The sequence below is a fragment of the Aeromonas sp. s4 genome (assembly GCF_040907855.1).
Taxonomy (GTDB): Bacteria; Pseudomonadota; Gammaproteobacteria; order Enterobacterales; family Aeromonadaceae; genus Aeromonas; species Aeromonas caviae.
Map to the genome: position 1 here is coordinate 35,502 of NZ_JBFOCP010000043.1, position 12,884 is coordinate 48,385.

Annotated in this window: 11 protein-coding genes; 5 read left to right on the forward strand and 6 right to left on the reverse strand. The window is 60.4% G+C overall.

Annotation, left to right across the window (positions count from 1 at the left end; translation table 11 throughout):
* Nucleotides 1-77 precede the first annotated feature (77 nt).
* The 4 genes from tapB to AB5Y89_RS14225 form a co-directional block, all read right to left on the reverse strand.
* Nucleotides 78-1,784, reverse strand: a complete 1,707-nt coding sequence (tapB, locus tag AB5Y89_RS14210; RefSeq protein WP_041213997.1) for a PilB family type IVa pilus assembly ATPase TapB — start codon at nucleotides 1,782-1,784, stop codon at nucleotides 78-80.
* A 3-nt stretch (nucleotides 1,785-1,787) separates the two neighbouring features.
* Entirely contained in the window at nucleotides 1,788-2,222 is a 435-nt protein-coding gene (locus tag AB5Y89_RS14215) for a prepilin-type N-terminal cleavage/methylation domain-containing protein (RefSeq protein ID WP_082180802.1), read from the reverse strand.
* A 310-nt stretch (nucleotides 2,223-2,532) separates the two neighbouring features.
* Complete coding sequence (nadC, locus tag AB5Y89_RS14220; protein ID WP_042864860.1) at nucleotides 2,533-3,396, reverse strand: carboxylating nicotinate-nucleotide diphosphorylase; 864 nt, start codon at nucleotides 3,394-3,396, stop codon at nucleotides 2,533-2,535.
* Nucleotides 3,397-3,399: 3 nt separating this feature from the next.
* Entirely contained in the window at nucleotides 3,400-3,870 is a 471-nt protein-coding gene (locus tag AB5Y89_RS14225) for a TIGR02281 family clan AA aspartic protease (RefSeq protein WP_010675818.1), read from the reverse strand.
* A gap of 128 nt (nucleotides 3,871-3,998) precedes the next feature.
* On the opposite strand from AB5Y89_RS14225, the gene ampD reads away from it, so the two are divergent.
* The 5 genes from ampD to lpdA all read left to right on the forward strand — a co-directional run bounded on the left by ampD (nucleotide 3,999) and on the right by lpdA (nucleotide 11,948).
* Complete coding sequence (gene ampD / locus AB5Y89_RS14230; protein ID WP_202044642.1) at nucleotides 3,999-4,571, forward strand: 1,6-anhydro-N-acetylmuramyl-L-alanine amidase AmpD; 573 nt, start codon at nucleotides 3,999-4,001, stop codon at nucleotides 4,569-4,571.
* A gap of 276 nt (nucleotides 4,572-4,847) precedes the next feature.
* Nucleotides 4,848-5,612 (forward strand): pyruvate dehydrogenase complex transcriptional repressor PdhR, encoded by a 765-nt coding sequence (pdhR, locus tag AB5Y89_RS14235; protein ID WP_010675815.1) that lies wholly within the window; start codon nucleotides 4,848-4,850, stop codon nucleotides 5,610-5,612.
* 83 nt (nucleotides 5,613-5,695) lie between these two features.
* Nucleotides 5,696-8,356: a pyruvate dehydrogenase (acetyl-transferring), homodimeric type gene (gene aceE, locus AB5Y89_RS14240; RefSeq protein ID WP_039040509.1), complete on the forward strand. Its 2,661-nt coding sequence runs from the start codon at nucleotides 5,696-5,698 to the stop codon at nucleotides 8,354-8,356.
* Between the two features lie 120 nt (nucleotides 8,357-8,476).
* Nucleotides 8,477-10,372: a pyruvate dehydrogenase complex dihydrolipoyllysine-residue acetyltransferase gene (gene aceF / locus AB5Y89_RS14245; RefSeq protein ID WP_214005209.1), complete on the forward strand. Its 1,896-nt coding sequence runs from the start codon at nucleotides 8,477-8,479 to the stop codon at nucleotides 10,370-10,372.
* Between the two features lie 148 nt (nucleotides 10,373-10,520).
* Nucleotides 10,521-11,948 carry a dihydrolipoyl dehydrogenase gene (gene lpdA, locus AB5Y89_RS14250; protein WP_010675812.1) on the forward strand — a complete coding sequence of 476 codons (1,428 nt, stop codon included), beginning with the start codon at nucleotides 10,521-10,523 and terminating at the stop codon, nucleotides 11,946-11,948.
* A 73-nt stretch (nucleotides 11,949-12,021) separates the two neighbouring features.
* On the opposite strand, the gene AB5Y89_RS14255 is transcribed toward lpdA, so the two are convergent.
* Together AB5Y89_RS14255 and AB5Y89_RS14260 are read right to left on the reverse strand one after the other, a co-directional pair.
* Entirely contained in the window at nucleotides 12,022-12,204 is a 183-nt protein-coding gene (locus AB5Y89_RS14255) for a hypothetical protein (protein WP_042015109.1), read from the reverse strand.
* Between the two features lie 143 nt (nucleotides 12,205-12,347).
* Nucleotides 12,348-12,884: methyl-accepting chemotaxis protein (locus tag AB5Y89_RS14260; RefSeq protein ID WP_368224012.1), on the reverse strand; the 537-nt coding region annotated here is incomplete at its 5' end.

Here is a 12,884-nt window from a genome sequence, read left to right on the forward strand (position 1 = left end):
GCTCATCTTGGCTTGAAGAAGGTCATCGGGGTGATGGCAGCGGCTTCACCCGGCGAGATGACTCGGGCACTGCGAACTCAGTTGGTGGTGATCCTGTTGATTTCGGCCAGACTGGTGACGCCAAGACGCGCTTTCTCGAGGCCGGATGTACGCAGGGTGCGCATCCCTTCTTTTTGGGCTATCGCGGCAATCTGCAGCGAGTTGGCTCCCTGCATGATGAGTTTGGCGATGTTGTCGGACATCAGCATGATCTCATAGATGCCGACCCGCCCTCTGTAGCCTCCCGAGCACTCCTTGCACCCCACGGGTTTGAACAGCCGCAACCCGGCGGCCAGTTGCTGCTGGGTGAAGCCCAGCTCCAGCAACTCGGCTTCCGGCACCACTTCCGGCGCCTTGCAGTGATCGCAGAGTTTGCGGGCAAGGCGCTGGGCCATGATGAGGGTGACCGAAGAGGCGATGTTGAAGGCCGGCACCCCCATGTTCATCATCCGGGTAAGCGTTTCTGCCGCCGAGTTGGTGTGCAGGGTGGAGAGCACCAGGTGACCGGTCTGGGCGGCCTTGATAGCAATCTCGGCGGTTTCCAAATCCCGTATCTCCCCCACCATGACGATGTCGGGATCCTGGCGCAGGAAGGAGCGCAGGGCGCTGGCGAAGGTGAGCCCCGCCTTGGGATTGATCTGCACCTGGTTGACGCCGGGCAGGTTTATCTCGACCGGATCTTCGGCGGTGGAGATATTGACCTCGCTGGTGTTGAGGATGTTGAGGCCGGTATAGAGTGAGACCGTCTTGCCTGACCCCGTAGGGCCGGTCACCAGGATCATGCCCTGAGGTTTGGAGAGGGCGTGCAGGTATTGCGTCTTCTGGCGGTCATCAAAGCCGAGTTGATCGATATTGAGCCGGGCGGCCGAGGAGTCCAGCAACCGGATCACGATCTTTTCGCCCCACATGGTGGGCAGGGTGTTGACCCGCATGTCCATGGATCTGTTGCGTGAGATCTTGAGCTTGATGCGGCCATCCTGGGGCAGGCGCCGTTCGGCAATGTCGAGCCGCGCCATCACCTTGAGGCGAGCCGCGAAGCGGTTGGCCAGGTTGACCGGCGGCGTGGCGACTTCGTGCAGTATGCCGTCTACCCGAAAGCGGATCCGGTACTTGGTCTCGTAGGGTTCGAAATGCAGGTCGGAGGCCCCGCGCTTGATGGCATCCATCATGATCTTGTGGATGTATTTGACGATGGGGGCGTCATCGTCCGCGGTGTTGACGCTCTCGTCTAGGCGGGAACTCTCGTCGGAGACCTCGAGTTCGGAGATCTCGGCCTCGTCGATATGATCCATGCCCAGGGTATCCTGCTCGCTCTCCATCAGCTTGCCGATGGCGGCGGTCAGCTTGCTCTCTTCGACCAGCAGGGCTTCCGTGTGCAGGCCAAAACTGAAGCCAAAATCCTCCAGAGCCGACACATTGGTCGGATCGGACATGGCGATATAGAGGGTATGCCCCTGGGTGTAGATGGGCAGGACATGGTGCTTTTCAATCAGCTTTTGATTGAGGTATTTCTGCGGGATCTCTGCGAGATCGAAGGCCGCCAGATCCAGCAGAGGTACCCCATATTCCAGCTCGCAGAAATCGGCGAGGGCTTTGCTGTCGAGGATGTCGTTTTCAATCAGGAAGGTGACAAAGGGCTTGCGCTGCGCCTTGGCCTGGCTCAGATAGCGCTGTGAGTCCGGCTCACTGAGGAGGGAAGAAGCGGCCAGGCTGGTGGCCAGGCCGCTATTGAGGCTAGAGGTCATGCGTTAGCATTTGCCGTCGGTGACGCAAGAGCCAGAAATTTTCCACAAAACTTGCCGTCCGGCTTGGACTGCTCCAGAAGTGACGAGTGAATAAGTCGAGCCATCCAAGGCTGCGGCGGCAGTACCTGTAACAGTGATAACTCCGGCAGCATTAGTAACTGCAGCGCTGGCAAAATTCTGTGTGACAGCACTAGCGCCCGAGAGGGCATTCTGACCTGCTGTTGCACAACTATCACCAACCGCTGCAGAAGCGCCAGCCCACCCTTGAACGCAGACTTCTACGGCGGTTTTGGCCGGACCTACAGCGGCAATCACCTCGGAGAATTTGGCGCGTTTGGTATAACTCTGATACGCCGGCAAGGCGATGGCGGCGAGGATGGCGACGATCGCAACGACGATCATCAATTCGATTAGCGTAAACCCTGACTGTCTTTTCATGTGAAATATCCTTTTTTCCATGTTTCCTGATAAGCACCGGTGGAATGCTATCCACGCTGGTATCTTATCCGAGCGCTTCGGGTTGGCAACAGAGGCGGAGACCTTGTTAGCCACTTTTATGTCATTTAGTGAAATGTGTAGAAAAATCAATGATTAAATGGCTTCCATTGGCACTTGTCATGAGGCGGGAGGGCCCATCTTCACACTCCTTATGTCGTGGGATCCTGCATAAAGAAAAGGCGCCGATGGCGCCTTTTGCAAGTTTCGAGCCCTGTAATATTTTTGGGCACGAGCAACGGATGGGGCTTGCTCAAGCCTCGACAAAGCGCATGGAGAGATCCAGTGCCCGCACATGCTTGGTCAGCGCTCCCACCGAGATGAAGTCGATCCCGGTCGCGGCGTATCCGGCAAGGGTATCGAGGGTGACGTTGCCGGAGACTTCCAGCTTGGCTCTGCCCTGATTGAGGCGAACGGCTTCCTGCATCATGGGGATGTCGAAGTTGTCCAGCATCACGATGTCGGCCCGTGCGGCCAGGGCCTGCTCCAGCTCGGCCAGGGATTCGACCTCGACTTCCACCGGTTTGTCCGGATTGAGACGGCGCGCTTCGCTGATTGCTTCAGCGATGCCGCCGCAGGCGAGAATGTGGTTCTCCTTGATGAGGTAGGCATCAAACAGACCGATGCGGTGGTTTTTGCCGCCGCCGCAGGTGACCGCATACTTCTGGGCGCTACGCAGGCCGGGCAGGGTCTTGCGGGTATCGAGCAGGCGGCAGTCAGTACCTTCCAGCTCGGCCACATAACGGGCGGTCAGGGTGGCGACCCCGGAAAGGGTCTGCACGAAGTTCAGCGCATTGCGCTCGCCGGTCAGCAGCACGCGGGCGGGGCCATGGAGGCGGAACAGCTCCTGATTGGGGGCAAGGCGTTCACCATCTTGCACTTTCCACTCGACCTTCACTTCGCCACCGAGCTGGGCAAACACCTCGTCGACCCAGGGCTGGCCGCAGAAGACGCCCGCCTCGCGGGTGATGACTCGCGCGGTCGAGATGCGATCGGCCGGGATCAGCTGGGCCGTGATGTCGGCGCTGGCATCCGGTTGATCCAGCGCGGTGAGGGCATCGCCCAAGTCTTCGAGAAGTGCGGCGCGCACGGCGCGGCGGATGTCCTGTTGTAACATGCCTTATTCCTGCAAGGGTCTGAGAAGCAATTGCCTGTCTTTCTGGCGCAATTCCAGCCTGCCCAGAGCATTCATGCCCACCAGGATCTCCTCCCCGTCGGCAGCCGGATTGATAAAGACGGACAAATCGTACAGGGTCAGCGGACCCATCGCCAGACTTTCGATCCGGCTGGTTTCGACCTGGATCTCTCCGGCTGCCGTGTTGACCCGGCTGCGGCCCGTGGCGACGAGGCCGAGCCGGGCGGCCACCTGGCTCGGTATGGTCACCCGGGTTGCTCCTGTGTCCAGCAGCAGTTGCACCGGCTGGTCGTTGATGGCACCCTCCAGACGATAATGGCCGCTGGCATCGGCCCTGAGCAGCAGATCGCCGCTAGCGGTCACCGACGGTTGTTCACGACCATGAAAGTAGAGGGTCAGCAGACCCAGCAGCGAGAGCCAGGCGAGCAGCCAGAGACGGCGTGCCATCGGGTGCATAGTGTGTCCCATATCGCGCGAGTGAATGGCTCAGCCTAACATAGCGTTATCCATGAATTCAGAGACTTGTTCCCAGTTTTCCCATCCCGCCAGAGGCACATCGCTTCCATTTGTGAGTCGAGCAGACGATGACACAACCCACAACCCTGTTTTCCATCGATCGAGAAGGATGGTGCGAGCAGGCCCGCAAGGTGCCTTCCCCCCATCACAATGAGAGGCTCAGCCCGGAGGATGTCTCCTTGTTGGTGATACACGGCATCAGTCTGCCCCCCGGGCAGTTTGGTGGCCCCTTTATCGACGATCTGTTTCTGGGGCGCCTCGATCCTGGTGCTCACCCCTATTTCGCCGGTATTCATCAACTGAGGGTCTCGGCCCACTGCCTGATCCGCCGCGATGGCGAACTGGTGCAATACGTGCCGTTCACTGCGCGAGCCTGGCATGCGGGAGTCTCGAGCTGGGAGGGGAGGGAGGCGTGCAACGATTTTTCCATCGGGATCGAACTGGAAGGGACCGACGAGCTTCCCTACAGCGACAAGCAATACGAGGTGCTGTCGGACCTCAGCCGGGCGATTGTTCACCGTTATCCCGCCATCACGGCGGACCGTATTGTCGGCCACTGCGACATCGCGCCGGGCCGCAAGACGGATCCGGGTGACAGTTTCGAATGGCCTCGCTATCGGGAAAATCTTCACTTTGAGTGAAAAATCTAAAAATTATTTTGTGTTTTTAGAATCAATGGCTTGCCTTGTCTGGCAAGCCATTTTTCATGCTGTTGAACAAATGTTATCGGTGAGCAAGCTCACAAATATTGGTCAGACCATTTTCTATGAGCTATATCATGATTCCGCGTTTTTACCCCCAAAGTGGCAGCCTAGCTTCTTGATTCAGATCATCTTTTGGGTGGACTTTTTTCAAGCCCTCTGCTAATTTTCGCCCCAACCATAAAATTGGTAATACCAATTTAACAAAGTAGCCTCATGCCCTATATCAAGATAACTCAGCCCAAGCTGGCCGACGCCATTGTCGCCGAGCTGGAAAGCATGATTCTGGAAGGCAGCCTGCAGCCGGGCCAGAAGTTGCCGCCCGAGCGGGAACTCGCCATCCAGTTTCAGGTGTCGCGCCCTTCCTTGCGCGAAGCCATCCAGCGCCTGGAAGCGAGAGGACTCTTGTATCGTCGTCAGGGCGGTGGCACTTACGTACAAAATGCCCTGAGCAAGGGGATCGCCGACCCCCTGTTCGAACTGCTCAGCACTCACCCGGAAGCCCAGTACGACCTGCTGGAGTTTCGTCACGCGCTGGAAGGCATCTGTGCCTACTATGCGGCGCTGCGGGGCACCGAGGCTGATTTCGAACGGATTCGCCTGGCGCAAGCCGCCATCGAAGAAGCCGGTCAGCAAGGGTCGCTGGTGGTCGAATCGGCCGCCGTGACCCAGTTCTATCTGGCCGTGGCCGAGGCCTCCCACAACGTGGTGCTGCTGCACCTGTTGCGGGCCATGGGCCCCATGCTCGAGCAGAACATTTTACGCAATAACGAAATTTTGAATCGCCGTCCGGGAGTGGTCGCCAAGATCCGTCGCCATCGTGCGAGCCTGATCGAGGCTATCCTGTCGGGGGCTCCGGAGCGGGCCAGAGCTGCTTGTCATGAGCACCTGGCCTTTATCGAGGACACCTTGTTGGATATGCAGAGGGAAGACAGCCGGATCCAGCGATCCATGCGTCGGATCCGTCAGCAGGAAAACTAATCCCACAAGGCTTTCTTAATTGTCGAATGCTTGCGCCCTTCGCCGTGCAATGCCGTGCAATCACAACAACATAGGAACCAGCCATGTCTGATATCCTGAAGAACGATGTGGACCCGATAGAAACGCTGGAGTGGCTTGCCTCTCTGGAATCCCTGCTGCGTGAAGAGGGTCCGCAACGCGCTCAGTTCATCCTTGAACAGTTGGCCGAGAAAGCCCGCGCAAGCGGTGTGGACGTGGCTGCCAAGGCAAACCGCGACTACATCAACACCATCCCGTCCAGCGACGAGCCGGCTTACCCGGGCGACCTGGAAATGGAACGCCGCATTCGCGCCATCATCCGCTGGAATGCCATGATGATCGTGCTGCGCGCCTCCAAGAAAGACCTGGACCTGGGTGGTCACATGTCTTCCTTCGCTTCTTCCGCGACCATCTACGAAGTCTGCTACAACCACTTCTTCCGTGCCCGCAACGAGAAGGACGGTGGCGATCTGGTCTACTTCCAGGGTCACATCTCCCCGGGCATCTACGCCCGCGCATTCGCCGAAGGTCGCCTGACCGAAGAGCAGCTGGACAACTTCCGTCAGGAAGTGGATGGCAAGGGTATCCCTTCCTACCCGCACCCGAAACTGATGCCGGAATTCTGGCAGTTCCCGACCGTTTCCATGGGTCTGGGCCCCATCGCCGCCATCTATCAGGCGCGTTTCCTGAAGTACCTGACCGACCGTGGCATCAAGGATTGCTCCGAGCAGACCGTTTACGCCTTCCTGGGTGACGGCGAGATGGACGAGCCGGAAGCCAAGGGTGCCCTGACTGTTGCCGTGCGTGAAAAGCTCGACAACCTGGTGTTCGTGGTCAACTGCAACCTGCAGCGTCTGGATGGTCCGGTTGTCGGCAACGGCAAGGTCATCAACGAGCTGGAAGGTCTGTTCGCCGGCGCTGGCTGGGACGTGACCAAGGTCATCTGGGGTCGCAAGTGGGATGAGCTGCTGAAGAAAGACACTTCCGGCAAGCTGATCCAGCTGATGAACGAGACCGTGGATGGTGACTACCAGACCATGAAGTCCCGTGACGGTGCCTACGTGCGCGAGCACTTCTTCAACCGTTACCCGGAAACCGCCGCGCTGGTCAAAGACATGACCGACGAGGAGATCTTCGCCCTGAACCGCGGTGGTCACGACCCCCGCAAACTGTTCGCTGCCTTCTCCAAGGCTGCACAGACCAAGGGCAAGCCGACCGTGATCCTGGCCAAGACCATCAAGGGCTATGGCATGGGCGAAGCGGCCGAAGGCAAGAACATCGCTCACCAGGTCAAGAAGATGGATCTGGGCTCCGTGCGTCACCTGCGCGATCGTTTCAACCTGCCGGTCACCGACGAGCAGCTGGAAAACCTGCCGTACCTGAAGATCGAAGAGGGTACCGAAGAGCACAAGTACCTGCACGCCCGCCGTGCCGCACTGAAGGGCTATGTACCGACCCGTCTGCGCGAGAGCACCACCAAGCTGGAAATCCCGGCGCTGGATGCCTTCGGTCCGCTGCTGGGTGAACAGGCGCGCGAAATCTCCACCACCATGGCGTTCGTGCGTTCCCTGAACGTGATGCTGAAAGACAAGTCCATCGGCAAGCGCATCGTCCCGATCCTGGCTGACGAAGCCCGCACCTTCGGTATGGAAGGCCTGTTCCGCCAGATCGGTATCTACAGCCCGCACGGTCAGCAGTACACCCCGCAAGACCGCGACATCGTCTCCTACTACAAGGAAGACAAGCAGGGTCAGGTTCTGCAAGACGGTATCAACGAGCTGGGCGCCATGTCCTCCTGGCTGGCTGCTGCCACCTCTTACAGCACCAACGACTGCCCGATGATCCCGTTCTACATCTACTACTCCATGTTCGGCTTCCAGCGGATCGGCGACATGGCGTGGGCAGCCGGTGACCAGCAAGCCCGTGGCTTCCTGCTGGGCGCGACCTCCGGTCGTACCACTCTTAACGGAGAGGGCTTGCAGCACGAAGATGGTCACAGCCACATCCTGGCCAACACCATCCCGAACTGCATCTCCTACGATCCGTCTTACGCCTATGAAGTGGCAGTGATCGTACAGGACGGCCTGCGCCGCATGTACGGTGAGAACCCGGAAAACGTGTTCTACTACATCACTACCCTGAACGAGAACTATGCCATGCCGGCCATGCCGGAAGGCGCCGAGGAAGGCATTCGCAAGGGTATCTACAAGCTGGAAACCGTGGCCGGCACCAAGGCCAAGGTACAGCTGCTGGGTTGTGGTTCCATCCTGGGTCACGTGCGCACTGCCGCCCAGATCCTGGCCAGCGAGTACGGCGTGGGTTCCGACGTGTTCAGCGTCACCTCCTTCAACGAACTGGCTCGTGACGGTCAGGACGCGGATCGCTGGAACATGCTGCACCCGACCGCCGAAGCGCGTGTGCCCTACATCGCTCAGGTACTGGGTTCCGAAGCCACCATCGCCGCGACCGACTACATGAAGTCCTTCGCCGATCAGGTGCGTGCCTTCGTTCCGACCGAGAACTACCGTGTACTGGGTACCGACGGTTACGGCCGCTCCGACAGCCGTGCCAACCTGCGTCGTCACTTCGAAGTGAACGAGTTCTACGTAGTGGTTGCTGCCCTGACCGAACTGGCCAAGCGCGGCGAGGTAGACAAGCAGGTTGTGGCCGAAGCCATCGCCAAGTACGGCATCGATGCCGACAAGGTCAACCCGCTGTACGCGTAAGAGGATTGAGTGTCGCGCCGGGTATCCGGCGCGACCTTGCCTGGGTTTAAACGGATAACGCGGGATGCGCGTGGTGATGCTCAGGCTGCCACGCGGATGCACGCAAGAGGATAAAGCGCAATGTCCAAACAGATTATGGTGCCGGATATCGGTGCCGATGAAGTTGAAGTCACCGAGATCATGGTGGCCGTGGGTGACAAGGTCGAGCTGGACCAGTCCCTGATCGCCGTGGAAGGTGACAAGGCCTCCATGGAAGTCCCGGCCCCCGCCGCCGGTATCGTCAAAGAGATCCTGATCAAGGTGGGCGACAAGGTTGCCACCGGTTCCCAGATCATGGTCTTCGAAGCCGAGGGTGCTGCCGCACCGGCTCCGGTCCAGGCTGCTGCCCCGGTTGCTGCCGCGCCGGCCGCCGCTCCTGTTGCTGCCGCTCGCCAGGACGTCAACGTGCCGGACATCGGTGGTGACGAAGTCGAAGTGACTGAGATCATGGTTGCCGTGGGCGACATGGTTGAAGCCGACCAGTCCATCATCGCCGTGGAAGGTGACAAGGCCTCCATGGAAGTGCCGGCACCGTTCGCCGGTCGCGTGGTCGAGATCAAGGTTGCCGCCGGCGCCAAGGTTTCTACCGGCTCCCTGGTGATGGTCTTTGAAGTGGCGGGCGCTGCCCCGGCCGCTGTTGCCGCGCCGGCTCCTGCTGCTGCCCCCGTGGCTGCCGCTGCTCCGGTTGCCGCCGGTGCCAAGGACGTCAACGTGCCGGACATCGGCGGTGACGAAGTGGAAGTGACCGAAATCATGGTCGCCGTGGGTGACAAGGTTGAAGCCGACCAGTCCCTGATCACCGTGGAAGGCGACAAGGCCTCCATGGAAGTGCCTGCGCCGTTCGCCGGTGTGGTCAAGGAGATCAAGGTGAAGGCGGGTGACAAGGTCTCCACCGGTTCCCTGATCATGGTATTCGAAGTGGCGGGTGCCGCTCCGGCTGCCGTGGCTGCTCCGGCTCCTGCCGCAGCACCTGTTGCTGCCGCTCCGGCTGCCGCCGCTCCTGCGCCGGTTGCCCAGGCTGCTGCCGCCTCCGATTTCGTCGCCAACGACGCCTATGTCCACGCCTCCCCGGCTGTACGCCGTCTGGCGCGCGAGTTCGGTGTCAACCTGGCCAAGGTGAAAGCCTCCGGTCGCAAGGGTCGCATCGTCAAAGAAGACGTGCAGGCTTACGTGAAGGATGCGGTCAAGCGCGCCGAGTCCGCTCCGGCTGCCGGCACCGGTACTGGCAACGGCATGAGCGTCGTGGCCTGGCCGAAGGTTGATTTCAGCAAGTTCGGCCCTGTCGAAGAGCTGGAACTGACCCGTATCCAGAAGATCTCCGGTCCTGCCCTGCACCGCAACTGGGCCATGATCCCCCACGTCACCCAGTTCGACGAAGCCGATACCACGGATCTGGAAGCGTTCCGCAAAGAGCAGAACATCCTGGCCGAGAAGCAGAAGCTGGACGTGAAGATCACCCCGCTGGTGTTCATCCTGAAGGCGGCCGCCAAGGCCCTGGAAGCCCATCCGCGCTTCTGCAGCGCCCTGTCCGAAGACGGCAGCAAGCTGATCATGAAGAAGTACATCCACATCGGTGTGGCGGTGGATACTCCCAACGGTCTGGTGGTTCCGGTGGTTCGCGACGTCAACAAGAAGGGCATCCACGAGCTGTCCCGCGATCTGGCCGAGATCTCCAAGAAGGCCCGTGCCGGCAAGCTGACCGCTGCCGACATGCAGGGCGGTTGCTTCACCATCTCCAGCCTGGGTGGCATCGGCGGTACCAGCTTTACCCCGATCGTCAACGCGCCGGAAGTGGCCATCCTGGGCGTCTCCAAGTCCGAGATGAAGCCGAAGTGGAACGGTAAAGAGTTCGTGCCGCGCCTGATGCTGCCGCTGGCTCTGAGCTATGACCACCGCGTCATCGATGGCGCCGACGGTGCCCGCTTCATCACCACCCTGAGTGGTGTGTTGTCCGACATTCGTCGACTGGTCCTGTAAGTGAGAGGGCGGGCCCAGAGCCCGCCCTTTTTGCTTCTCATTTCGTTAACAGGATTGTAAACTTGCCCCGTTTTTTTCACGGCTGCAGCGGCCTTGTTTGGCATAAGACTGTGCTGTCCGGGGATATAAGAACGACAAAGAGGTCATGATGAGTAAAGAAATCAAAACCCAGGTCGTAGTACTGGGTGCTGGCCCTGCCGGTTATTCCGCTGCCTTCCGTGCGGCTGACTTGGGTCTGGATACCATTATCGTCGAGCGTTACTCCACCCTGGGTGGCGTCTGCCTGAACGTGGGTTGCATCCCGTCCAAGGCACTGCTGCACGTCGCCAAAGTCATTGAAGAAGCCAAGGCGCTGGCCGAGCACGGCATCGTCTTCGGTGCCCCGCAGACCGACATCGACAAGGTGCGTCTGTGGAAAGAGAAGGTCATCAACCAGCTGACCGGCGGTCTGGCTGGCATGGCCAAGATGCGTAAAGTCCAGGTCGTGAACGGCTTCGGCAAGTTCACCGGTCCGAACACGCTGGAAGTGGAAGGCGCCGACGGCAAGACCACCGTCACCTTCGACAACGCCATCATCGCCGCCGGTTCCCGTCCGGTGAAGCTGCCGTTCATCCCCCATGACGACCCCCGCGTATGGGACTCTACCGATGCGCTGGAGCTGACGACCGTTCCTGGCAAGTTGCTGGTCATCGGTGGCGGCATCATCGGTCTGGAGATGGGTACCGTGTACTCCTCCCTGGGTTCCGAGATCGACGTGGTGGAATTTGCCGACCAGCTGGTACCGGCTGCCGACAAAGACATCGTCAAGATCTACACCAAGCGCGTGGCCAAGAAATTCAACATCATGCTGGAGACCAAGGTCACCGCCGTTGAAGCCCGGGAAGACGGCCTGTACGTCTCCTACGAAGGCAAGCACGCCCCGGCCGAGCCGGTTCGTTATGACAACGTGCTGGTTGCCGTAGGCCGTGTGCCGAACGGCAAGATGCTGGATGCCGAGAAGGCCGGTGTTGCCGTCAACGAGCGCGGTTTCATCGAGGTGGACAAGCAGCTGCGTACCAACGTGGCCCACATCCACGCCATCGGCGACATCGTCGGTCAGCCCATGCTGGCCCACAAGGGTGTACACGAAGGCCACGTGGCGGCCGAAGTCATCGCCGGCAAGAAGCACTACTTCGACCCGAAAGTGATCCCGTCCATCGCCTATACCGAGCCTGAGATGGCCTGGGTGGGTCTGACCGAGAAGGAAGCCAAGCAACAGGGTCTGAACTTCGAAGTCGCCACCTTCCCGTGGGCTGCTTCCGGTCGCGCCATCGCGTCCGACTGCTCCGACGGCATGACCAAGCTGATCTTCGACAAGGAGAGCGGCCGCGTCATCGGTGGTGCCATCGTGGGCACCAACGGCGGTGAACTGCTGGGTGAAATCGGTCTGGCCATCGAGATGGGTGCCGACGCCGAAGACATCGCGTTGACCATCCATGCTCACCCGACTCTGCACGAGTCCGTGGGTCTGGCTGCCGAAGTGTTCGAAGGCTCCATCACCGACCTGCCGAACGCCAAGGCCAAGAAGAAAAAATAATCTTCTGCCCGTTTCATAAGAAAAGCCGCTCCATGGAGCGGCTTTTTGTTGTCTGTCTTTCGGCACCCTGCGGTCAGCAGCGCCCCTTCTTGGCCTGTCCCGGTGGGCAGAAGGTACCGTCGCCTCCGCGATCCCCATCACTGACCCGGATCCGGGTATCGTCCACGCTCACATCGGCCCCGTGCACCCGCACGGGCCCGCTGCTGCAGGCACTGAGCAGCCCCCCCAGCACTATCATCACGACCAGCTTGCCCATCATACCTCCTCGCGTTTTCCTGATTATGAGGCATGTGGCAGGGCGGTGGGAGACGACGTATCCCCCGTGCGTCACGGCTTGCCGTGGTCATGAAGAAGGGCGCCGAAGCGCCCTGGTGCGGGTCAGGAAGAGGTGCCGGACGCTCAGAGGCGGAAGTTGCCGACCAGCTTGTCGAGCTCACCGGAGAGGTGCTGCAGGTTGCGGCTTGACTCGGTCAGGTGATGGGCGATATCGGCGGTCTCCATGGTGAGCTGGTTGATGTCCTCCACGTTGCGGTTGAGCTCCCCCACCACGCTCGACTGCTCTTCGGTGGCGGTGGCGACCTGGATGTTCATGTCGCTGATCTGGGTGATGTGTCCGGTGATCTGGTCGAGGGCGCCGTTGGCCTCGTCGGCCTGGGTCACCACCCGCAGGCTCTGGTTGCGGCCCTGGGCCATGGCGCTGACGGCGCGGGCGCTCTGCTCCTGGAGGCTGTTGATCATGCCCTGGATCTCGGCGGTGGAGGCGGCGGAGCGGCTGGCGAGGTTGCGCACCTCGTCGGCCACCACGGCGAAGCCACGGCCTTGCTCGCCGGCGCGGGCGGCCTCGATGGCGGCGTTGAGGGCCAGCAGGTTGGTCTGCTCCGAGATGCTGCGGATGGTGTCGAGGATGCTGCCGATGGAGTCGGTCTGGCTCGCCAG